The sequence below is a fragment of the Teichococcus aestuarii genome (assembly GCF_003116135.1).
Lineage (GTDB): Bacteria > Pseudomonadota > Alphaproteobacteria > Acetobacterales > Acetobacteraceae > Pseudoroseomonas > Pseudoroseomonas aestuarii.
In genome coordinates, this window is record NZ_PDOA01000004.1 from 151,903 (window position 1) to 173,520 (window position 21,618).

The 21,618-nt window shown below is 73.5% G+C and carries 19 protein-coding genes; 11 read left to right on the forward strand and 8 right to left on the reverse strand.

All coding sequences use genetic code 11. The features are described 5' to 3' along the window. Positions 1–132: 132 nt before the first annotated feature. Both CR165_RS08575 and CR165_RS25985 read left to right on the forward strand, forming a co-directional pair. The gene (locus tag CR165_RS08575) at positions 133–1,086 is read left to right on the forward strand and encodes a Tll0287-like domain-containing protein (protein ID WP_181378063.1); all 954 of its coding nucleotides are present in this window, start codon (positions 133–135) and stop codon (positions 1,084–1,086) included. After that, a complete protein-coding gene (locus CR165_RS25985) occupies positions 1,083–2,609 on the forward strand; it encodes a mechanosensitive ion channel family protein (RefSeq protein WP_109516556.1) in 1,527 nt (508 codons plus the stop codon). The genes CR165_RS08575 and CR165_RS25985 overlap by 4 nt, the downstream gene beginning before the upstream one ends. A 53-nt stretch (positions 2,610–2,662) precedes the next feature. Here the strand turns inward: CR165_RS25985 and purN are convergent, their stop codons facing one another. Both purN and purM read right to left on the reverse strand, forming a co-directional pair. Further along, positions 2,663–3,331, reverse strand: a complete 669-nt coding sequence (gene purN / locus CR165_RS08585) for a phosphoribosylglycinamide formyltransferase (RefSeq protein WP_109516557.1) — start codon at positions 3,329–3,331, stop codon at positions 2,663–2,665. After that, the gene (gene purM, locus CR165_RS08590; protein WP_109516558.1) at positions 3,328–4,410 is read right to left on the reverse strand and encodes a phosphoribosylformylglycinamidine cyclo-ligase; all 1,083 of its coding nucleotides are present in this window, start codon (positions 4,408–4,410) and stop codon (positions 3,328–3,330) included. The genes purN and purM overlap by 4 nt, the downstream gene beginning before the upstream one ends. Before the next feature lie 74 nt (positions 4,411–4,484). On the opposite strand from purM, the gene CR165_RS25605 reads away from it, so the two are divergent. From CR165_RS25605 to CR165_RS08620, 6 genes are read left to right on the forward strand one after another with little or no spacing between them, the layout of a single operon-like run. After that, the gene (locus CR165_RS25605) at positions 4,485–5,495 is read left to right on the forward strand and encodes a hypothetical protein (protein WP_181378064.1); all 1,011 of its coding nucleotides are present in this window, start codon (positions 4,485–4,487) and stop codon (positions 5,493–5,495) included. Further along, the gene (locus CR165_RS25370; protein ID WP_245906269.1) at positions 5,479–6,129 is read left to right on the forward strand and encodes a CDP-alcohol phosphatidyltransferase family protein; all 651 of its coding nucleotides are present in this window, start codon (positions 5,479–5,481) and stop codon (positions 6,127–6,129) included. The genes CR165_RS25605 and CR165_RS25370 overlap by 17 nt, the downstream gene beginning before the upstream one ends. Continuing rightward, positions 6,126–7,307 carry an AI-2E family transporter gene (locus CR165_RS08605; protein ID WP_245906271.1) on the forward strand — a complete coding sequence of 394 codons (1,182 nt, stop codon included), beginning with the start codon at positions 6,126–6,128 and terminating at the stop codon, positions 7,305–7,307. The genes CR165_RS25370 and CR165_RS08605 overlap by 4 nt, the downstream gene beginning before the upstream one ends. Next, positions 7,308–8,069 (forward strand): HdaA/DnaA family protein, encoded by a 762-nt coding sequence (locus CR165_RS08610; RefSeq protein ID WP_146201860.1) that lies wholly within the window; start codon positions 7,308–7,310, stop codon positions 8,067–8,069. It abuts the gene before it with no gap. 9 nt (positions 8,070–8,078) lie between these two features. Further along, on the forward strand, positions 8,079–10,307 hold the full coding sequence (locus CR165_RS08615; protein ID WP_379651544.1) for an RNA degradosome polyphosphate kinase: 2,229 nt from the start codon (positions 8,079–8,081) through the stop codon (positions 10,305–10,307). A gap of 16 nt (positions 10,308–10,323) precedes the next feature. After that, a complete protein-coding gene (locus CR165_RS08620) occupies positions 10,324–11,841 on the forward strand; it encodes a Ppx/GppA phosphatase family protein (protein WP_245906272.1) in 1,518 nt (505 codons plus the stop codon). 46 nt (positions 11,842–11,887) lie between these two features. On the opposite strand, the gene rnd is transcribed toward CR165_RS08620, so the two are convergent. Beyond that, positions 11,888–13,072 (reverse strand): ribonuclease D, encoded by a 1,185-nt coding sequence (rnd, locus tag CR165_RS08625; RefSeq protein WP_109516563.1) that lies wholly within the window; start codon positions 13,070–13,072, stop codon positions 11,888–11,890. Positions 13,073–13,260: 188 nt separating this feature from the next. Between rnd and aspS the strand changes: the two genes are divergently transcribed. Both aspS and CR165_RS08635 read left to right on the forward strand, forming a co-directional pair. Continuing rightward, entirely contained in the window at positions 13,261–15,063 is a 1,803-nt protein-coding gene (aspS, locus tag CR165_RS08630) for an aspartate--tRNA ligase (RefSeq protein ID WP_109516564.1), read from the forward strand. Positions 15,064–15,149: 86 nt separating this feature from the next. After that, a complete protein-coding gene (locus CR165_RS08635) occupies positions 15,150–16,040 on the forward strand; it encodes an EipB family protein (protein WP_109516565.1) in 891 nt (296 codons plus the stop codon). Positions 16,041–16,109: 69 nt separating this feature from the next. Here the strand turns inward: CR165_RS08635 and CR165_RS08640 are convergent, their stop codons facing one another. From CR165_RS08640 to CR165_RS08660, 5 genes are all read right to left on the reverse strand, one after another. Beyond that, a complete protein-coding gene (locus CR165_RS08640; protein WP_109516566.1) occupies positions 16,110–17,387 on the reverse strand; it encodes a TRAP transporter large permease in 1,278 nt (425 codons plus the stop codon). After that, positions 17,384–17,962, reverse strand: a complete 579-nt coding sequence (locus CR165_RS08645; RefSeq protein ID WP_181378065.1) for a TRAP transporter small permease — start codon at positions 17,960–17,962, stop codon at positions 17,384–17,386. The genes CR165_RS08640 and CR165_RS08645 overlap by 4 nt, the downstream gene beginning before the upstream one ends. 117 nt (positions 17,963–18,079) lie before the next feature. After that, complete coding sequence (locus CR165_RS08650; RefSeq protein ID WP_109516568.1) at positions 18,080–19,090, reverse strand: asparaginase; 1,011 nt, start codon at positions 19,088–19,090, stop codon at positions 18,080–18,082. A gap of 62 nt (positions 19,091–19,152) precedes the next feature. Next, positions 19,153–19,599 carry a hypothetical protein gene (locus tag CR165_RS08655; protein ID WP_109516569.1) on the reverse strand — a complete coding sequence of 149 codons (447 nt, stop codon included), beginning with the start codon at positions 19,597–19,599 and terminating at the stop codon, positions 19,153–19,155. A gap of 52 nt (positions 19,600–19,651) precedes the next feature. Next, complete coding sequence (locus tag CR165_RS08660) at positions 19,652–21,103, reverse strand: MATE family efflux transporter (protein ID WP_245906274.1); 1,452 nt, start codon at positions 21,101–21,103, stop codon at positions 19,652–19,654. A gap of 187 nt (positions 21,104–21,290) precedes the next feature. On the opposite strand from CR165_RS08660, the gene CR165_RS08665 reads away from it, so the two are divergent. Beyond that, positions 21,291–21,596, forward strand: a complete 306-nt coding sequence (locus CR165_RS08665) for a hypothetical protein (protein WP_109516571.1) — start codon at positions 21,291–21,293, stop codon at positions 21,594–21,596. Positions 21,597–21,618 lie beyond the last annotated feature (22 nt).

Consider the following 21,618-nt stretch of genomic DNA (forward strand, 5'->3'; position numbering starts at 1 on the left):
TCTGCGGCCGTGTTCCGGCTCGTCCTGGTTGGCCGAGAACGTTCTCGGTTCGGCGCGTCGCGTCAACTCGCCGCGCCACACGTTTTCGTGTTCGTCGATCGCGGCGCGGGGTGCCGTCTGGCCGGGGGTGGCATGCCGGCGATAGCATCGCCGCAGGGGCGGAGAGACGAGACGGTGCAGGTTCCCGGCATACGGCGCACGGTGTCGCGCATCCTGGCCATGGTGTTCTGCCTGGGGCTGCTGGCGGGGCTTGGCGGCTTCTACCTGCTGCTGCAGGACCGCGCGCTGGGGCAGGCGGCCTCCGAGGCGCGCATCCTGCTGCGCTCGGCGCTGGCCATCCGCGGCTACACGGCCGAGCACATCTTCCCCAAGCTCACGCGGCTGGAGGATGGCGCCTTCCACGCCGAGACGGTGCCCTCCTTCGCGGCGCAGACCGTCTTCCGCATGGTGGCCAGCGAGTACAGCGCCTACACCTACCGCGAGCCGGCGCTGAACCCGACCTCCAGCGCCGACCTCGCCACCCCCTTCGAGGTGGAGCTGATCCAGCGCTTCCGCGCCGATCCGCGGCTGGCGGAGCTGAGCGGCGTCCGCCCCACCGACACGGACCGGCTGTTCTACCTGGCCCGCCCCATCCGCATCACCCAGGAAGGCTGCCTGACCTGCCACAGCACGCCGGAGCGGGCGCCGCCGGCCATGCTGGCGAAATACGGCACCGGCAGCGGCTTCGGCTGGCAGATGAACGAGGTGGTGGGCGCCCAGGTGCTGACCGTGCCGGTGACGCAGGGGCTGAAGGGCTCGCTGGAGCTGGTCGGGGTGCTCGGGCTCGGCCTCGCGCTGATCTTCGGCCTGGCCTATGTGGCGCTGGTGCTGGCGCTGGACCGCATGGTGATCCGCCCGCTCGGCGCGCTCAGCCGCGCCGCCGAGGCGGCCAGCCAGAGCGGCGACCCGCGCCTCGGCCTGCCGCGCGCCGGCGCCGGCGAGATCCGCCGGCTGGCGGAGTCGATCGACCGGCTGCGCATCTCGCTCGGCAAGGCGATGGGCCGGCTCGGCCGCGAGGCGGCGCCGCGCCCGGAGGCCGGCGATTGAACCCGCGCCCCGCCGCCGCCACAGCCGGCCTGCCCGGCGGGCTCTGGCCGCTGGCGCTGCTCGCCGCCGGCAGCGCCGGCCTGTGGCTGCTGAGCTGGCTGGCCGAGGACCACCTGCTGCTCGGCCACGGCCCGGTGCAGGCGGGGCTGCGCATCGGCGCCACGCTCGGCACCGCGCTGCTGGTGGTGATGGCGGGCGGCCGCGCCGTGCTCGGCCTCGGCCTGTCCGCCGGGCTGGGCCTCGAGCCCACGGGGCTGCAGCGCGCCATCGCCTACAGCGTGCTCACCTTCGCCGCCTCGGCCGTGGTGCTGGCCTCCTTCGGCTTCGACATCACGGCGGTGCTCACCACCTCCGCCATCCTCACCGCCGCCGTCGGCCTGGCGCTGCAGCCGACGCTCGGCAGCCTGATCTCGGGCGTGGCGCTGCACATGGACCGTGTGCTGCATGTGGGCGACACCATCGTGCTGGACGGGCGGAAGGTGGAGATCGTCCGGCTGGACTGGCGCACCGCCATCGGCCGGCGGCGGGACGGCACCACCATCGTCATCCCCAATGCGCGCATCTGCAACGACACCATGGTGGTCTATCCGGCGGGGCAGCCGGTGCGGCAGGATTCCCTCTTCCCCGCCCCCGCCAACGTGCCGCCGCAGCGCGTCTCGGAGCTGGTGACGGCGCTGATCACCGACTTCCCGCAGATCGACGCCGCGCGCCCGGTGATGGTGATGCTGGAGGGCTACGACCCCGGCAGCGCCCTGGCGCGCTACCGCGCCCGCTACTGGATCCGCAACACCTGGGACGGGCCGGAGATCGACAGCGAGGTGCTGCGCCGGGTCTGGTACGTGTTCCAGCGCCACGGCATCCCCTGGCCGGTCTCGCGCCTCTACGAGCCGGGGCAGCGCCGCGTGGCGGAGCCGGGCCTCGCCCCCGGCGGCCGGCCGCTGGAGGAGACGCTGGCCGTGCTGCTGCCGCCCGGGCCGGAGCGCGAGGCGCGGGCGCGCCGGCTGGCCGAGGCCGGTCGGCTGCTGCTCTACGCCCCCGATGAGCGGCTGATCCTGCCCGAGGCCCATGCGGGCGGGCAGTTCCTGGTGCTGGCGGGCCATGTGCGGGCCGAGGATGAGGGGGCGGGAATGCTGGCCGAGGTCTCGCCGCCGCCGCCGCTGCGGCTGCAGCGCCTGGGCCGCGCCGCCACGCTGCGCCGCATGGCGGACGCGCTGGCGCGGCAGATCGGCCCCTATGCCGAGCATGCGGTGCGGCAGGCCGCCGCGCGCTCCTCCAGCCTGGCCGATCTGTGCCGCGAGGTGGCGGAGGAGATCCCCGACCCCGCGCGCCGCGCCGCCTTCCTGGCCGAGCTGGACGTGGCCGAGGCGCCGGCGCAGGGCCCCGGCCACCGCTTCCGCGCGCGGCGCGACGCCGCCGGCCGCCTGGTGGCCGACCCGCCCCTGCGCGCGGTGGAGGAGGTGGCGGTGCTGGCCCTGCCCGCCGCCCTGGAGGGGCAGCTCGGCCGCCTGTCCCGCGCCGGCTGACCCGGCAGCAGAAGGAAGGGGCCTGGGGCTTCCTTCCCCCGGCCCTGGCTGGCCTAGCCGGGGTTGCTGAGCCGTTCCGCGCTTGGCCCCGGCGGTGTGTCCAGCCGCGCCAGGTTGCCCTCCAGCGCCACGCGCCCCGCCGCCACCCAGGCCAGCGCCGCCGGGTAGAGCCGGTGCTCCTCGGCCAGCACGCGGGCGCCCAGGCTGGCCTCGTCGTCGCCGGGCAGGATGGGCACGGCGGCCTGGGCCAGGATCGGCCCCTCATCGACGCCCGGCGTCACGAGGTGCACGGTGCAGCCATGCAGCTTCACGCCCGCCGCGAGCGCCCGGGCATGGGTGTCGAGCCCCGGGAAGGCCGGCAGCAGGGAGGGGTGGATGTTGAGCATCCGCCCCGCCCAGCGGGTGGTGAAGCCTTCCGTCAGCACGCGCATGAAGCCGGCCAGGGCGATCAGCTCCACGCCATGCCGCGCCAGCTCCGCCTCCATCGCCGCCTCGAAGCCCGCGCGGTCGCGCCCGAAGGGGCGGGATTCCACCACGGCGGTCGGGATGCCGGCCGCCGCCGCGCGGCCGAGGCCGGCGGCATCCGCCCGGTTGGAGAGGACGAGCGCGATCTCGGCCGGGTAGCCAGGGTCGGCGGCGGCGGCGAGCAGGGCGGCCATGTTGCTGCCCCGCCCGGAGATCAGGATGGCGGTGCGCCGCCGGCTCCCAACCCCTCCGCTCATGCGGCGGGCCAGCGCGGCGTGAGGTTCTCCACCCGCACCTCGGGCGCGGCCTCCGCCTCGCCGGCCGCGATGGTGCCGAGGCGGAACACCGTCTCGCCCTTGTCGGAGAGCAGGTCGGTGGCGGCAGAGACATCCGCCTCGCGCACCACCAGGCACATGCCGATGCCGCAGTTGAAGACGCGCAGCATCTCCTCCGGCGCCACGTTGCCGGCCTGGGCCAGCCAGGCGAAGACGGGCGGCAGGGTCCAGGCCTGCGCGTCCAGCACCGCCACGGTGCCGCGCGGCAGCACGCGCGGCAGGTTGCCCGGCAGGCCGCCGCCGGTGATGTGCGCCGCCGCCTTCACCAGCCCGGCGCGGTGCAGCGCCAGCACGGACTGCACGTAGATGCGCGTCGGCGCCAGCAGCGCCTGGCCCAGCGTCTGCGCGCCGGCCTCCGGCGTGGCGAAGGGGGCGGGGGTGCCGACGCCCTGGTTGGTGGCGGCCAGGATGCGGCGCACCAGCGAGAAGCCGTTGGAATGCACGCCGGAGGCGGCGAGGCCCAGCACCACGTCGCCCGGCGCCACGTCGGGCTTCGGCAGCAGCCCGTCGCGCTCGGCGGCGCCCACCGAGAAGCCGGCGAGGTCGTAATCATCCTTGGCGTACATGCCCGGCATCTCGGCCGTCTCGCCGCCGACAAGGGCGCAGCCGGCCTGCCGGCAGCCCTCGGCGATGCCGGCGACGACGGCGCGGGCCTGCTCCAGCTGCAGCTTGCCAGTGGCGAAGTAGTCGAGGAAGAACAGCGGCTCGGCGCCCTGCACGACGAGGTCGTTCACGCACATGGCAACCAGGTCGATGCCCACGGCGTCATGCATGTTGCAGTCGATGGCGAGGCGCAGCTTGGTGCCGACGCCATCGGTGGAGGACACCAGGACGGGGTCGACGTAGCCGGCCGCCTTCAGGTCGAACAGCGCGCCGAAGCCGCCGAGGGAGCCCATGGTCCCGGGGCGGTCCGTGCTGCGCGCCAGCGGCTTGATGGCATCCACGAGGGCGTCGCCGGTTTCGATGTCAACGCCGGCGTCGCGGTAGGTCAGACTGGTCATCAGGGGGCCCGATCGGCTATGCGCAAAGGCCCGGGTAAGGAGAGATCACTATGCCGGGCATCCAAGGGGGCGGAATGCAACATTTTCGGCGCTTCGCCGCAACCGTTGTCGTCGGGGGCCTGATCGGCGCCGCGGTCGGGTCGGCCGGGTTCGGGGCCGGGCAGGGGGCGCGCGCCCAGGCGCTGCCGCCGGCCATGGCCGCCACCGCCGCCGAGCCGGCCGCGAACCCCTATGTGCAGCGCGGCGTGCCGGCCGAGGCGACCGCCGAGAACGCCGTCATCGCCCGCACCCGCGCGCTCGCCGCAGCGCAGCGCGCCGCCTACGACCGCATGGCCGGGGAGCTCGGCCTGACGCGCGGGCTGAGCGATTCCCAGATCGATTCCCTGGTCTCCTCCATCATCGTGGAGGAGGAGCGGACCACCCGCACCGGCTACAGCGGCCGGCTGACGGTGAACTTCAACCAGAGCCGCGTGGCCGCCCGCGCGGGCGGCGGAGGCGGCACGGGCGGCGGAACGGGCGGCGGAACGGGCGGCGGAACGGGCGGCGTACTGGCGGGCGGCCCGCCCTCCGGCCTGCCGGCCACCCTGCCGCCCGGCGGGGGGATGGGCGGCGACGCCGCCCCGCCGGTGATGCCCGGCGCCCCGGCCGCCGGCTTCATCCTGGCCGAGGCCCGCTTCACCGGCCTGCGGGAATGGCTGGAGCTGCGCCGCCGCCTGCTCACCAGCCCCGAGATCGCCTCGGTGGACATCCAGGCCATCGCGGTGGATGGCGCCCGGCTGCGCCTCGGCCTGCGGCAAGCGCCGCAGCAGGCGATGCAGGCGCTGCCCGCCACCGGCCTCGCCCTGGTGCCGCCCGCCGCGCAGGCGGCCAGCCCCTACGCCGCGCAGGCGGCCAGCCCTTACGGCACGCAGGCGGCCAGCCCCTACGCCGCCGGGGCGGCCAACCCCTTCGCCGCCCCGGTGGCGCCCGGGGCGCTGGCGCCGCCGGTGCGCGCCGGCGCCGCGCCCGCCCCCGCGGCGGCCCCGCCGGGCGGCGCGGGCGCCCCCTCCGGACCCTGGCAAATCGGCCTTGCCGGCCGGATCTGAGCCGCCGCGCCCGCCCGGCCGCCCCCCGGCGCCCGCGCCGGCGGGGACCTTCACCCTGCCGAATCTCATCACCCTGGCGCGGCTCTGCATGGTGCCGGCCACCATCTGGCTGATCATCCACGGCCGGCTGGACATCGCCTTCTTCGTCTTCGTGGCCGCCGGGGTGTCGGACGCGCTGGATGGCTGGCTGGCCCGCCGCCAGGGCAGCCATTCCACGCTCGGCGCCATGCTCGACCCGGTGGCCGACAAGGCGCTGCTGATCTGCACCTATGTGTCGCTCGCCATCATCGGCGTGCTGCCGGACTGGCTGGCCCTGCTGGTGGTGTTCCGCGACCTGCTGATCATGGGTGGCGTCGCGCTGTTCACCCTGCTCGGTGCGCCGCCGCCGATCCAGCCGCTGCGCATCTCGAAGGCCAACACCGTGGCGCAGATCGCCCTCGCCGCGCTGGCGCTGCTGCTGGCGGGCTTCGGCCTGCGCGGCGCATGGCTGCTCGATGCCACGATCGCCCTCGTCGCCTGCACCACCGTGCTGTCCGGCCTGGCCTATGTCGCGCCGCTGCTGCGGCGGGGCGGGGCGGGAGGTGGGGCAGGGGATGGAACAGGGGATGGAACAGGGGGCGGGACTCCAGGATGAGCAGGACGCCGCCCCAGCCCATGCTGCCCGACCCGCCGCCCCCGCCCGCCCGCCGCGACCCGCGCCCGGCATTCCCGCCGCCACAGCAGCCCGGGCCGCGCACCGCCACGCGCAACCAGCGGCTGACGCTGGTGCTCGGCCTGCTGGCGGCCGGGCTGTTCCTGCTCTGGCTGTTCTCGACGATCCTGACGCCCTTCGTGCTGGCCGGCTGCATCGCCTATTTCCTCGACCCCTTCGCCACGCGGCTGAGCCGCCTCGGCCTGTCGCGCGGCATCGCCGCGCTGCTGCTGGTGACGGCGCTGATGGCCCTGGCGCTGCTGGCGCTGCTGCTGCTCTACCCGCTGGTCATCGCCCAGGTGGGCACGCTGCTGGCGCGGCTGCCAAGCTATGTCGCCGGCGTCGGCTCGGCGGTGCAGGAGGCGCTGACGGCGCTGGAGCAGCGCTTCGGCCCGGAGGCGTTCGACACGCGGCTGCGCGACCTGGCGGTGAGCCAGATCGGCGCCATCCTCTCCTTCCTCGGCACCTCGGCCACGCGGCTGATCGGCGGCGGCTACGCGCTGTTCAGCGTCTTCACCCTGGTGGTGGTGACGCCGGTGGTGGCCTTCTACCTGCTGCGGGACTGGCCGCGCATCATGGGGCGCATCGAGAGCTGGCTGCCGCGCCGCTCCGCCGCCACGCTGCGCCAGCTGGCCCGCGACACCGACCGGGTGCTCTCCGCCTGGCTGCGCGGGCAGCTGCTCTGCTGCGCGCTGCTGGCGGGCTACTACGCCGTGGGCCTCTCGGCCGTCGGGCTGGAGCTGGGGCTGATGGTGGGGCTGGCCTCGGGCTTCCTCACCTTCATCCCCTATGTCGGCTCGATGACCGGGCTGGCCACGGCGCTGCTGCTGGCGATCGGCCAGTTCGGCACCTGGGACGGGGTCGGGCTGGTCGCCGCCATCTTCGTCACCGGGCAGATTGTCGAGGGCTACATCATCTATCCCCGCCTGCTGGGAGACCGGGTGGAGCTGCACGCGGTGTGGGTGATCTTCGCCCTTTTCGCCGGCGGCGTGGCCTTCGGCTTCCTCGGCGTGCTGCTGGCGGTGCCGATGGCGGCCACCCTCGGGGTGCTGGCGCGCTACTGGCTGCGGCGCTATCTGGAAAGCCCGCTCTACCTCGACCCGCCCCGAACCGGTGTGTGAATGCCCTCCGCCCCGCACAGCCCCGGTCCCACCCCCGAAGCCCCGCCCTTGCGGCAGCTGGCGCTGCCGCTGGACCTGCCGCCCGTCTTCCAGGGCGAGGTGATGGCCGACCGCTCCAACGCCGAGGCGCGCGCCTGGCTGGGGCGGGCCTCGGCCTGGCCGGCGCAGCGCCTGGCCGTGTTCGGGCCCGCGGGGGTGGGCAAGTCCCACCTGCTGCGGCAGGAGGCGGTGGCGCGGGGCTGGCGGCTGCTCCAGGGCCCGGCCTTGCGCGGCGTGCCCGAGCCCGCCCCCACCGCGCTCGACGACGCCGACTGCGTGGCCGAGGAGGCGGCGCTGTTCCACCTGATCAATGCCTGCGCGGCGCAGCGCCTGCCGCTGCTGCTGGCCGGGCGGCAGCCGCCCGCGCGCTGGGCGGTGGCGCTGCCCGACCTCGCCAGCCGGCTGCGCGCCACCGCGGCGGTGGGCATCGGCGAGCCGTCCGACACGCTGCTGGCGGCCCTGCTGGCGCGCCACTTCGCCGAGCGGCAGCTGCGGGTGCCGGAGGCGGTGCAGGAATGGCTGCTGGCCCGCCTGCCGCGCGAGGCCGGGGCCATCGCCGCCGCCGCCGCGCGGCTGGACCGCGCGGCGCTGGCGGCCGGCGGCGCCGTGACCCGCGCCCTCGCCCGCGCGGCGCTGGCCGACTGGACCGGTTTCGAACCGCTCGATGACGTTTCCATGGAACCCATCGAGCCGGCCTCCCTGTCGACGCCGGCCTTGCTGTAGTCTCGCACCATGGACGCCACCGACGCACCCCCCGCCTCAACCCCCGCCTCCACCCTGGCCGAGCTTCCCCGCCCGGCCATCGCGATGAACGCGCCGGAGCGGTTCATCAACCGCGAGCTGTCCTGGCTGGACTTCAACCAGCGCGTGCTGGAGGAGGCGGCCAACCCGCACCACCCGCTGCTGGAGCGGCTGCGCTTCGTCGCCATCTCCGCCTCCAACCTGGACGAGTTCTACTCGGTGCGCGTGGCCGGGCTGGTGGGGCAGGAGCGGGCGGGCATCATCCCCTCCTCGCCGGACGGGCTGACGCCGGGGCAGCAGCTCACCGCCATCCACGCCCGCGCCGCGGCGCTGATCGAGGAGCAGCAGGCGGGCTGGCGCAGCCTGCGGCAGCAGGCGCGCGAGGCGGGTGTCTCGGTCTGCGCCGTGGAGGAGCTGTCGGAGGCCGACCGGGGCTGGCTCGAGACCTGGTTCCTCGAGCGCGTCTTCCCGGTGCTGACGCCGCTGGCGGTCGATCCGGCGCATCCCTTCCCCTTCATCAGCAACCTGGCGCTGTGCATGGTCTTCAAGCTGGTGCGGGAGGAGGATGGCGGCACCATGCGCGCGCTGCTGCCGCTGCCCAGCCAGGTGGAGCGCTTCATCCGCCTCCCCGCCGCCGAGGACGCGCCGCAGATCACCCCCGGCACCGGCCCGATCCGCTTCGTGCTGCTGGAGGACGTGGTCACGCTGTTCCTGCCGCGCCTGTTCCCCGGCTTCATCAACGCCGAGCAGGGGCTGTTCCGCCTGATCCGCGACACCGACGTGGAGTTCGAGGAGGAGGCGGAGGACCTCGTCCGCTCCTACGAGAGCGCGCTGAAGCGGCGCCGGCGCGGCCGCGCCATCCAGCTCTCGGTCGATGCCCGCATGGCCGCCGACCTGGTGGACTTCGTGGTGGAGGAGCTGGACGCGCCGCGCGCCGAGATCTTCGTGGTCGATGGCCTGCTGGGGCTGGCGGACCTCAAGCAGCTCATCGTCGACGACCGGCCGGACCTGCTCTTCACCCCCTACACGCCGCGCTTCCCCGAGCGCATCCTCGATTTCGGCGGCGACTGCTTCGCCGCCATCCGCGCCAAGGACATCGTCGTCCACCACCCCTATGAGAGCTTCGACGTGGTGGTGCAGTTCCTGCGGCAGGCGGCGCGCGACCCCAACGTGGTGGCCATCAAGCAGACCCTCTACCGCACCAGCCGCGACAGCCCGATCGCCCGCGCGCTGATCGAGGCGGCGGAGATGGGCAAGTCCGTCACCGCCATGGTGGAGCTGAAGGCGCGCTTCGACGAGGAGCGCAACATCGCGCTCGCGCGCGAGCTGGAGGCGGCGGGCGTGCAGGTGGTCTACGGCTTCGTCGACCTCAAGATCCACTGCAAGGTGAGCCTGGTGGTGCGGCGCGAGGGCGGCACGCTGCGCTCCTACGCGCATTTCGGCACCGGCAACTACCACCCCATCACGGCGCGCATCTACACCGACCTCAGCTTCTTCACCGCCGATTCCTCGCTGACGCGCGACGCGCAGAAGCTGTTCAACTACATGACCGGCTATGCCCGCCCCGAGGCGATGGAGAAGCTGGCCTTCGCGCCGCTGACCATCCGCCCCGCCATGCTCGGGCTGATCGAGCAGGAGATCGCCTTCGCGCAGGAGGGCAAGCCCGCGCATATCTGGCTGAAGATGAACTCGCTGGTGGACAACCAGCTGATCGACGCGCTCTACCGCGCCAGCCAGGCGGGGGTGAAGGTGGATTGCGTGGTGCGCGGCATCTGCTGCCTGCGCCCAGGCGTGCCGGGCCTGTCCGACCACATCCGGGTGAAGTCCATCGTCGGGCGGTTCCTCGAGCATTCGCGCATCTACGTCTTCGGCAACGGGCACCGGCTGCCCTCGCGCCGGGCGCGGGTCTACATCGCCTCGGCCGACTGGATGGCGCGCAACATGGATTGGCGCGTGGAGACCATGGTGCCGGTGGAGAACCCCACCGTGCACGCCCAGATCGTCGACCAGATCATGGCGGTGAACCTGAAGGACACCGCCCAGTCCTGGCAGCTGCACGCCGATGGCGGCTGGCGCCGCCTGCCGCCGGGAGCGCAACCCGTCTCGGCCCATGAGTATTTCATGACCAACCCCTCGCTCTCCGGCCGGGGCAGCGCCTTGCAGCGCGCCCCCGGGCGCACCGCCACGCGCCGCCGGCAGGACCGCGTCTCCCAGGACTGACAGAGGACTTCCCCGCTTGGACCTTCCCGACCGCCATGCCGGCCTTGATCTCGCCCATCCCCCACGGGCCGGCATCGTCGACCTCGGCTCCAACTCGGTGCGCCTCGTGGTGTTCGAGGGGCGCGGGCGCAACCCGCTCGCCATTTTCAACGAGAAGGCGGTGCTCGGCCTCGGCCGTGGCCTGCAGACCACCGGCAGGCTGAACGAGGAGGCGGTGCCCCAGGCGCTGACGGTGCTGGAGCGCTACCACGCCATCGCCCGCGCCATGGGCGCCGCGCCGCTGGAGGTGCTCGCCACCGCCGCGGTGCGCGACGCCGAGAACGGCCCCGCCTTCGCCGCCGCGCTGGCGGAGCGGATGCCGGGCGTGCCCATCCGCATCCTGGAGGGGGAGGAGGAGGCCGCCTTCTCGGCCGATGGCGTGCTGCTCGGCTTCCCGCAGGCGGACGGCATCCTGGGCGATCTCGGCGGCGGCTCGCTGGAACTGGTGGAGCTGAGCCAGGGCCGCGCCGGCGCCACCGATTCGCTGCCGCTCGGCGCCATCCGCCTGGCCGACCGGGCGGGGGGCGAGGTGGCCCGCGCCCGCGCCATCGCCGAGGCCGAGCTGGCGCGGCTGCCCTGGCTGGCGCATGGCAAGGACCGCGACCTCTACCTCGTCGGCGGCGCCTGGCGGGCGCTGGCCAAGATCCACATCGCCCAGACCGCCTATCCGCTCTCCATCGTGCACCACTACGTGCTGCGGCGGGAGGAGGCGCGCGACCTCTGCGCCGTGCTGATGACCGCCACCCGCCGCACGCTGGAGCGGCTGCCCGGCGCCCCCTCCAAGCGGCTGCAGGATTTGCCCTTCGCCGCCGTGGCGCTGCGCCGGCTGCTGCGCGCCACCGGCGCCCGCCGCGTGGTGTTCAGCGCCAACGGGCTGCGCGAGGGCTGGTATGCCCGCCAGCTGCCCCCCGAGGTGCGGCGGGAGGACCCGCTGCTGGCCGCCGGCCGCGAGATGGCCGCGCGCTATGGCCGCGACACGGCGCTGCCCGCCGCCCTCTCCACCTGGACGGCGCCGCTCTTCGCGCCCGAGACGCCGGATGCCGCGGCGCTGCGCCAGGCCGCCTGCTGGCTCTCCGACATCGGCAGCCACGACCACCCGGACTACCGCGCCGAGCAGAGCTTCCTGCGCGTGCTGCGCCAGCCCGGCATCGGGCTGGACCACCATGAGCGCGCCTTCCTCGCCCTGGTGGTGGCGCTGCGCTACGAGCCGGAACTCGACGCCAGCTGGCTCGGCACCGCCCGCATGCTGCTCGACTCCGCCACGCTGCGCCGGGCGGAGGTGCTGGGGGCGGCGCTGCGGCTGGCCTACACCCTCTCGGGCGGCACGCCGGGCCTGCTGGCCGGCGCCACCCTGGCCGTGCAGGACGGCACGCTGACCCTGCGGCTGGTGGAGGGGGGCGGCGTCTTCGCCGGCGATTCCGTGCAGCGCCGGGTGGAGGCGCTGGCCGCCACGCTGGGCCTGTCCGCCGCCGTGCAGGTGGCGCCGGCGGGCTGAGCGGCCCGCCCCTGGCGCGCCCTCCGGCGCGACGCCCGCCCTCCGGTCAGCTCTGGATCAGCTTGACCTTGCGGCCCTCGACGCCGAGGGCCAGCCGGCCGCCCTTCAGCGCCAGCGCCGCCTGGCCGAAGATCTGCCGCCGCCAGCCATGCAAAGCGGGGATCTGCGGCTCGGCCTCGGTGGCCAGCCGTTCCAGCTCGTCGGCGCTGGCGATCAGGCGGGGGGCGACATGGTGCTCCTCCGCCTTGGCGGCCAGCAGCACCTTCAGCAGCGCGATCAGCGCCGGCGAGGCGGGCGGGCCCTGGCGGGCGTCGCGCGCCGGCTCGGGCAGGGCCGATTCGGGCAGCTCGCGCGCCGTGGCCAGGGCGGCCAGCAGGCCGGCGCCGGTCTTGCCGTCGGCGAAGCCCTTGCTGATCCCCCGCGCGCGGGACAGCTCGGCCGCCGTGCTGGGGCTGGTGGCGGCGATCTCCAGCAGCGTCTCGTCCCGCACCAGGCGCTGGCGCGGGATGTTGACGCGCTGCGCCTCGCGCTCCCGCCAGGCGGCGGCGGCGCGCACGGCGGCGAGGAAGCGGCGGTTGCCGGAGCGCGGCTTGAGGCGCTCCCACGCCGTCTCGGGGTCCTGGCGGTAGGTGGCGGGGTCGGTCAGCTCCGCCATCTCCTCGGCCACCCAGGAGAGGCGGCCTTCCTCGGTCAGGCGCTCGACGAGGGCGGTGTAGACGCGGCGGAGATGGGTCACGTCGGCCGCGGCGTAGTTGATCTGGGCGGCGGAGAGGGGGCGGGCGGCCCAGTCGGAGAAGCGGTGGGCCTTGTCGATCTGCGCGCCGGCGAGCGCCCGCACCAGGCTGTCATAGCTCGCCTGGTCGCCGAAGCCGGCCACCATGGCGGCCACCTGGGTGTCGAAGAGCGGGCGAGGGGGGGCGCCGAAGCGCAGGATGCAGATTTCCACATCCTGCCGGGCGGCATGGAACACCTTGGTCACCGCGGGGTCGGCGAACAGCTCGCCCAGCGGGGCGAGGTCGAGCCCCTCCGCCTGGGCATCGATCACCGCCACCTCCTCGGCGCCGCCGAGCTGCACCACGCACAGCTCGGGCCAATAGGTCCTCTCCCGCATGAACTCGGTATCGACCGTGACGAACGGCTCGCGCCGCAGCCGGTCGCATAGCGCGGCGAGATCCTCGGTGGTCGTGATCAGGATCGGATCGGCGTCCTGCGCCTGGGTGCGTCGGCTCATCGTTGGAGTGTTCTAGCGAAGCCGGGGCAAGCCGCAAAGCCTGCCCCCCGGATGAGGCGGGCGAAGAGGCGGGGCGGAGGCGCGGAAACCGGCGCCCGGGTGGGCCGGGGATGCGCTCCGCCCTTGACATGGGGGCCTCCGGCGCCCCTTCTGCGGCCCTTTCCGTCCGAGCCTCGGGGTTTTTCACGATGCACGCCTACCGCACCCATACCTGCGGCGCGCTGCGCGCCAGCGACGCGGGGCAGACCGCCCGCCTCTCCGGCTGGGTGCACCGCAAGCGCGACCATGGCGGCCTGCTCTTCATCGACCTGCGCGACCATTACGGCCTGACGCAGTGCGTCATCCCCGCCGGCTCCGACGTGTTCGCGGCCGCCGATGCGATCCGCCCCGAGAGCGTCGTCACCGTCACCGGCGAGGTGGTGGCGCGCGAGGCGGGCACGGTGAACGACAAGCTGCCGACCGGCGCCATCGAGCTGCGCGTGAAGGCGCTCGAGGTGCAGTCCGCGGCCGAGGTGCTGCCGATCCAGGTGGCGGGCGAGCAGGAATTCCCCGAGGAGCTGCGGCTGCGCTACCGCTTCCTCGACCTGCGGCGGGAGAAGCAGCACCGCAACATCATGCTGCGCGCCGGCGTCATCGCCAGCATCCGGCGGCGGATGATCGAGCAGGGCTTCACCGAGTTCCAGACGCCGATCCTGACGGCGAGCAGCCCCGAAGGCGCGCGGGACTTCCTGGTGCCCTCGCGCAACCACCCCGGCACCTTCTACGCGCTGCCGCAGGCGCCGCAGCAGTTCAAGCAGCTGGCGATGGTGGCGGGCTTCGACCGCTACTTCCAGATCGCCCCCTGCTTCCGCGACGAGGCCAGCCGCGCCGACCGCTCCCCGGGCGAGTTCTACCAGCTCGACTTCGAGATGAGCTTCGTCACCCAGGAGGACGTCTTCGCGGCGATCGAGCCGGTGATGGAGGGCGTGTTCAACGAGTTCGGGGGGGGGCGCAAGGTGACGCCCGCGCCCTTCCCGCGCATCGCCTACGACACCGCCATGCTCGACTACGGCTCCGACAAGCCGGACCTTCGCAACCCGCTGAAGATCACCGACGTCACGGAGAGTTTCCGTGAGTCCGGCTTCGGCCTGTTCAGCAAGGTGGTGGCGGCGGGCGGCATCGTCCGCGCCATCCCGGCGCCGGGCGCGGCGGGCAACCCGCGCGGCTTCTTCGACAAGCTGAACGAGTGGGCCCGCGCCGAGGGCGCCGGCGGCCTCGGCTACATCCAGTTCGCCGAGGAAGGCCCGAAGGGGCCGATCGCCAAGAACCTGGAGGCCGAGCGCGTCGAGGCGATCCGCGCCGCCTGCGGGCTGAAGGCGGGGGACGCCGTGTTCTTCGCCGCCGGCAAGCGCGACGAGACGCCGAAATTCGCCGGCAAGGTGCGGACGAAGCTCGGCGAGGAGCTGGGGCTGATCGAGCAGGGCGAGTTCCGCTTCTGCTGGATCGTCGACTTCCCGATGTACGAGCTGAACGAGGAAACGAAGCAGATCGACTTCAGCCACAACCCCTTCTCCATGCCGCAGGGGGGGCTCGAGGCGCTGAACACGATGGACCCGCTGGAGATCAAGGCCTTCCAGTACGACATCGTCTGCAACGGCATCGAGCTGTCCTCGGGCGCCATCCGCAACCACCGCCCGGACATCATGGTGCGCGCCTTCGAGATCGCCGGCTACACGGCGCAGGATGTCGAGGCGCGGTTCGGCGGCATGTTGAACGCCTTCCGCTACGGCGCGCCGCCGCATGGCGGCTCCGCCCCCGGCATCGACCGCATGGTGATGCTGCTGGCCGACGAGCCGAACATCCGCGAGGTCATCCTGTTCCCGCTGAACCAGCAGGGGCAGGACCTGATGATGGGCGCGCCCGCGGCGGTGGAGCCGGCGCGGCTTAAAGAACTCTCCATCAAGCTCGATCTGCCGCCCGCCAAGGGTGCGGCCGGGCCCAAGGCTTCCTAACTCTGCCGGACGGGCGCGCGGGGCGGGGGTTCCGCCCCGCGCGCCACGGGCCACACCCCGGCCCGGACCCCGAGAAGGATTACCCGATGCGCCTGCGCGATTTCCTGGCCGGACCCCGATCCCTCCCCGCCCTGGCCCTGCTGGCGGCCCTGGGTGCCGCAGGGCCGTCCTGGCCGGGCGCCGCCCAGGCCCCCGCCGCGCCCGCCCGGCCCGAGGCCGCCAGGCCGGAGCCCGGCAAGGCCGTGCTGGAGATGGCGCCGCACCGCGCCGCCTACCGCCTGACGCTGGACCGCGCCCGCCAGGGCAGCGAGGTGATCCAGGCCGAGGGCGCCATGCTGTTCGAGGTGATGGATGCCTGCGACGGCTGGACCACCCGCCAGCGCCTGCAGCTCGTGGTGGCCGACCGCGCCGGCCAGACGGTCGAGACCGCCTCCGACTACTCCACCTGGGAGAGCAAGGACGGCCGGCGCCTGCGCTTCACCCTGACCCAGACCGCCCAGGGCGCCGTGACCCAGCGCATCAGCGGCGAGGCGGAACTGGAGCCGGGCGGCAAGGGCGGCACCGTGACCTACGAGGCGCCCAGCGCCAGCCAGGCGAGCCTGCCGCCCGGCACGCTGCTGCCCATGGCGCACACCATCCGCACGCTGGAGATGGCGCGTGCCGGCCAGCGCATGCTGGTGACGCCGCTCTTCGACGGCACCAGCGAGGAAGGCGCGCAGGACAGCACCACGCTGCTCTCCTCCTGGACGCCCGCCCCCGCCGAGCCGCGCTTCCCGCTGATGGCGGGGCAGGCCAGCGCGCGGATGCGCATCGCCTTCTTCGGCAAGGATGCGGCGGCCGGCGCCAGCGCCCCGGAATACGAGGTGGGGCTGCGCTACTACGCCAATGGCGTGGCCGACGAGATGAAGATGGATTTCGGCGACTTCGCCGTGGACGCCGCCATGCAGAGCCTGGAGCCGCTGCCGGGGCATTGCTGAAAATACGGAGCTGAGAAAGCCGGGAAGGCCGGGGGAAGGAATTCCCCCGGCTTTTTTTTCGCCGCTGCCTCAGCGGTACATCAGCGTGGGCAGCCACATCGAGAGCGGCTCCCAGAAGGTCACCAGGCCCAGGCAGAAGAACAGCGGGATCAGGAAGGGCGCCGTCGCCCGCGTCGTCTGCTCGAAGCTGAGGCCCGAGACGCGGGCCAGGATGAACAGCACCATCCCCACCGGCGGCGTCAGCAGCCCGATCATCAGGTTCAGCACCATGATGATGCCGAAATGCACCGGGTCCACGCCGATCTGCGTCATCAGCGGCAGCAGCACCGGCACCAGGATGGTGATGGCGGCGATGGTCTCCAGGAAGCAGCCGATGAACAGCAGGAAGACGTTCACCAGCAGCAGAACCAGCCACTTCTCCCGGGTGATGGAGAGGACGAACTCCGCCACGCCGTCGGTGATCCGGGTGGTGGTGACCAGCCAGCCGAAGATGCTGGCGCCGGCCACGATCAGCAGCACCACCGCCGTGGTCTCCACCGTCTCCATGCTGACGCGCAGGAAGGCCTTCCAGCTCAGCGTGCGGTAGACCACCGTGCCGAGGAACAGCGCGTAGAAGGTGGCGGCGATGGCGGCCTCGGTGGGGGTGAAGGCGCCGGTGGTCATGCCGCCCACCAGCAGCACCGGCGTCATCAGCGGCAGGAAGGCGCGCCGGAAGCTGTGGCCGAGGCGGGGGAGGGAGAAGGCGGCGTCGCGCGGGAAGTTCTTGCGCCGCGCCTCCACCGCCACCCACACCATCAGCACCAGCGCCATGAACAGGCCGGGGATCAGCCCGGCGGCGAAGAGCTGGCCGATCGAGGCGTTGGCCATGACGCCGAAGATCACCATCGGCAGGCTGGGCGGGATGATCGGCCCGATGGTGGAGGAGGCGCCGGTGAGGCCGACGGCGAAGGGCAGGGGGTATTTGTGGTCCTGCATCGCCTTGATCTCGATGTTGCCGATGCCGCCCGCATCGGCCACCGCCGTGCCGGACATGCCGGCGAAGATGACGCTGCCCACCACGTTCACCTGGCCGAGCCCGCCGCGCGCCCAGCCCACCAGCGCCACCGCGAAGCCGTAGATGCGCTCGGTGATGCCGGCCGAGTTCATCAGGCTGCCGGCCATGATGAAGAAGGGGATGGCGAGCAGGGGGAAGCTTTCCACCCCGCTGGCCATGCGGTGCAGCACCACCAGCGGCGGCAGCGCGCCCTCGGCCCAGACATAGGCCAGGGAGGCGCCGCCCAGCGCCACCGCCACCGGCACGCCGACCAGCAGCAGCCCGCAGAAGGAGAGGAAGAGGAGCGCCGTCACAGCTTCACCGCCGCGAGAGAGGGATCGGGCGCGTGCTCCGGCTCGCCGGCGCGGAAGCGGGCGAGGGCGTGCAGCGCGGTGCGCAGCGTGGTCAGCACCAGCCCGCCCAGGATGCCGTAATAGACGTAGGCCAGCGGCACCTCGATGGCGACCATGGGCTGGAACAGCATGGCCTCCGCCACCTGCCAGCACAGCACGCAGCAGAGCGCGAAGAAGCCGGCCGCCACCAGGGCCACCGCCAGCCGCGCCCAGCGCCGCGCCGCCGCCGGCAGCGCGTCGAGCAGGAACTCCACCGCGATGTGGCTGCCCCGCCGAGCCGCCAGAGCGCTGCCCCAGAAGGTGAGGACCATCAGCATGTAGCTGGCGATCTCCTCGGTCCAGGCGAGGCTGTCGTTCAGGATGTAGCGGGTGAAGAACTGCAGGAACACGATGCCGGACATGGCCCAGAACAGGGCGAAGCCGGCCCAGTCCTCCGGCGCCATGGCGAAGCCCGGCTCCGGCTGCGCGGCCTCCTCGGCCGCCAGCTCGGCGAACAATGCGCCGGCATCCATGCCGGCCGTGGTGGTGTCGCGCACCATCCCCTCCCTTTCGTTGCCGCCACGATATCGCGGCGGCCCGGGCGCGCGGAAGGGGGTTGTCGTATCACCCGAGAAGAAGATGGCGGGCGGCGGGGCGTGCCGCCGCCCGGCGGCTCAGTGGGTGTCGAACAGCTGCATGATCTCGGCCGGGTCCTGCGTCACGGTCAGGGCCAGGGCGAGCAGGATGCGCGCCTTCTGCGGCGTCAGGTTGTCGGCGGCGAGCAGGCCCTGCCGCGTCATCCGCTCGCCGCGCACCACCCGGCCGCTGCCGACGCGGGTGGATTGCACCACCACGACGCCGGCCTCCACCGCCTCGGCCAGCGCATCCGCCTCGGCCGGGGTGGGGGCGCCGGGGGCGAAGCCGGCGCTGACGATGCCGCGCGCCCCGGCGGCGACGAAGGCGCGGATCGCCGTGGCGTCGGCATCGGCGTGGGAATAGACGATGTCCACGCGCGGCAGGGCGTCGATGGCGCGGAGGTCGAAGGCGGTGTCGGGCATCACGCGGCGCAGCGGGCGGCGGTAGAACACCACCCGGTCGGCATCCGCCTGGCCGAGCACGCCGAAATCCGGGGTGCGGAAGGTCTGCATGCGCCAGGTGGCGGTCTTGCTGACCTCGCGCGCGGCGTGGATCTCGTCGTTGAGCAGCAGCAGCACGCCCATGCCGCGCGCCTCCGGGCTGGCGGCCACGCGCACCGCGTTCAGCAGGTTCATCGGCATGTCGGAGGAGAGGCCGGAGGCGGGGCGCTGGGCGCCCACCATCACCACCGGCAGGTCGAGCTTCAGGCCGAGGTTCAGCGCATAGGCGGTCTCCTCCATGGTGGAGGTGCCGTGGCCGATGACGATGCCGGCGAGGCCGGGGATCTCCGCCACCGCGCGGTGGCATTCCGCGGCGATGGCCTTCCAGTCGCGGAAGCCGATGCGGCTGGAGATGACGGCGCTGTAGGGGCGCGGGAGGACCTCCGCCACCCGCGCCAGCTCCGGCACGCGGGCGAGGATGGCGGCGGCGTCCATCACCAGGCCGTGGCGGCCGTAATCCTGGATGTCCAGCGCATCCTGGCCGAGCGAGGCCATGGTGCCGCCGGTGCCGATGAAGGCGATACGGGGCAGGGCGGGCGAATCGGGCATCGGCGCGGGCTCCTGTGGCAAGGCGTCCGCGCCGCTTTAGACCATCCGCCGCCTGCCCGGAATCAGGTGGCGGGCAGGCCGCCGGCGGAATGGCCGGGCGATTTCCAGGGCAGGCTGTCCAGCCGGGTGACGACCAGCGTGCCGAAGCTGGCCGATTCCGGCACCTGCCGCAGCAGCCGCACCGGCTCGCCATGCTGGAAGACCAGCAGGGCGACCTCGCCTTCCGGCGCATCCTCCTCCGCCAAGGCGGGGCCGATCTCCAGCACCATGCGGCCCTTCAGCGCATCACGCGGGGTGGTGGCGTGGCGCAGGCGCCAGGGTCCGGCCTGCACCGCGTCATCCTCGCCGGTGAAGGCGCCGAGGGCCTGCCGCCAGAGGGGCGGCGGCGGCAGGAGGCGCAGCAACCGCCGCGCATCCTCGGCGGGGAAGACATCGTCCGCCTCGTGGATGATCCGGTCCACGAGGTCGGCGATGAGCATGCGGTCGGTGACGTTGGGGGGAAACGTCATGGTCTTGCTGCTCCTGGCCTGCTGAGACCGGTGCATTCTGGCAACAGAAAAGCTATTTTTCCATGAATTCCAGTCCAGAAGTTGAGAGGATTCTGTTGTTCTGTCCGTCGCCCGGGTGTGGAAGGCGGGCCGGGTGGCCGGGGCCGGCCAGGCGCGCCCAGCGCAGCGTCATCAGCACGGCGACGATGCCCAGCCCGCTGGCCAGCCCGATCCAGACGCCGAGCGGCCCGAAGCCGCCCGGAAAGCCGAGGCCGAGGCCGATCGGCAGGCCCAGCCCCCAGTAGCCCAGCGCGGCGATCAGCATCGGCACGCGCGTGTCCTTCAGCCCGCGCAGCGCGCCGGCGGCCACCGCCTGCACCCCGTCGGCCAGCTGGAACAGCCCGGCCACCATCAGCAGGGTGGTGGCGAGGCCCCGCGTCTCGGCCAGCTCCGGCGCCAGGAACAGCCCGGCGATGGCGTGCGGCACGCTCAGCAGCAGCGCCGCCGCCAGCAGCATGAAGCCGGCGCCGAGGCTGATGGCCGCCCAGCCCGCGCGCCGGGCGCCCGCCGCGTCCAGCGCGCCGGCCGCCAGCCCCACCCGCGCGGTGGCCGCCTGGCCGATGCCCATGGGCACCATGAAGCTCGCCCCCGCCACCTGCAGCGCCACCGCGTGCGCCGCCACGGCGCCGGGGCCGAACCAGCCCATCACCAGGGCGGTGGCGCTGAAGATGCCGATCTCCAGCAGCATCGAGCCGGCGATAGGGGTGCCGATGACGATGATCTCGCGCATCCGCCGCCAGTCGGCCCGCCAGAAGCGGCCGGCCAGGCGGAAGCGCGAGAGCCGCCGGTCCAGCGACACCCACAGCGCCAGCGCCGCGAACATGCTGGCATTGGCCACGGCGCTGGCGATGCCGGCGCCCAGCACGCCGAGCGGCGGCAGGCCGAAGCCGCCCGCCACCAGCGCGTAGTCCAGCACCACGTTCAGCCCGATGGCGCCCATCGAGACGCAGAGCGCCGGCCAGGGCCGCTCCAGCGCCGCCAGGAAGCCGCGCAGCAGCAGGAAGCCGTAGAAGGGCAGCATCCCCCACAGCAGGGCGCGGTTGTAGGTCTGTGCCGCCTCGGCCAGCGCCGGGTCCTGGCCGGTGGCGCGCAGGATGGCCCCCGTGTGCCACAGCCCGAGCCCCAGCACGGCGAAGAGCGGCAGGATCAGCCAGGCGCCCTGGCGCATGGTGCGGCGCATCTCGCGCATGTGGTGGCGCACCCGGCCACGCTCCTGCGCCAGCATGGCGGCAGTGGCGAAGGCCAGGCCGAAGGGCAGCGCCATGGCGATGAAATAGAGGTTGCCGCCCAGCGTGGCGGCGGCCAGCGGCAGCTCGCCCAGCCGGCCGAGGAACAGCGTGTCGGTCAGCACCAGCGCGATCTGGGACAGGTTGGTCAGGGCCAGCGGCCAGGCGAGCGCCAGCATGGCGCCCAGCTCCCGCGCCCATCCCGCGCGCGGCAGCGACCCTTTCGGATTCTCTCGCATGATGCCGCGCCCTTTAGCGCAGGATGCGCGCCCTGGCTCGCGACGATCCCGTGTTGGCGGCGCCCGCCGCCCGCAGCCCGCCCCGAAGACCGCCCTGAAGCCCCCCTGAAGCTCGGGGCCTCCTGGCGCGTTAGCCCCCCGACAGGCGCCCGCCCCCGGGCAGGCGCGAACGAGGAAAGGCGCTCCCATGACCGACAGCCCGCTGCTGACCGAGGCGTTCATCCGCCAGGCCGGGGAGACGCTCACCACCGAGGGCTTCCTCACCGACCGGCACGACTTCGTGCCACCCGGCGAATCCGTGGCCGGGCGCTGCGGCGCGGTCCAGGCGGCGCTGGAGAAGGCCGGCCATGCCGTGACGCTGGACGAGGTGCCGATCAAGCACATGTCCCAGGGCACGCTGGTCTGCCTCTACAACACGGGGATCTTCCCGCGGAAGGCGGAGGCCTACCAAGCCATCCACACCTGGCTGGACATGCGCTTCGAGCAGTCCTGACGCGCGGGGCGGCGCGGAGGGG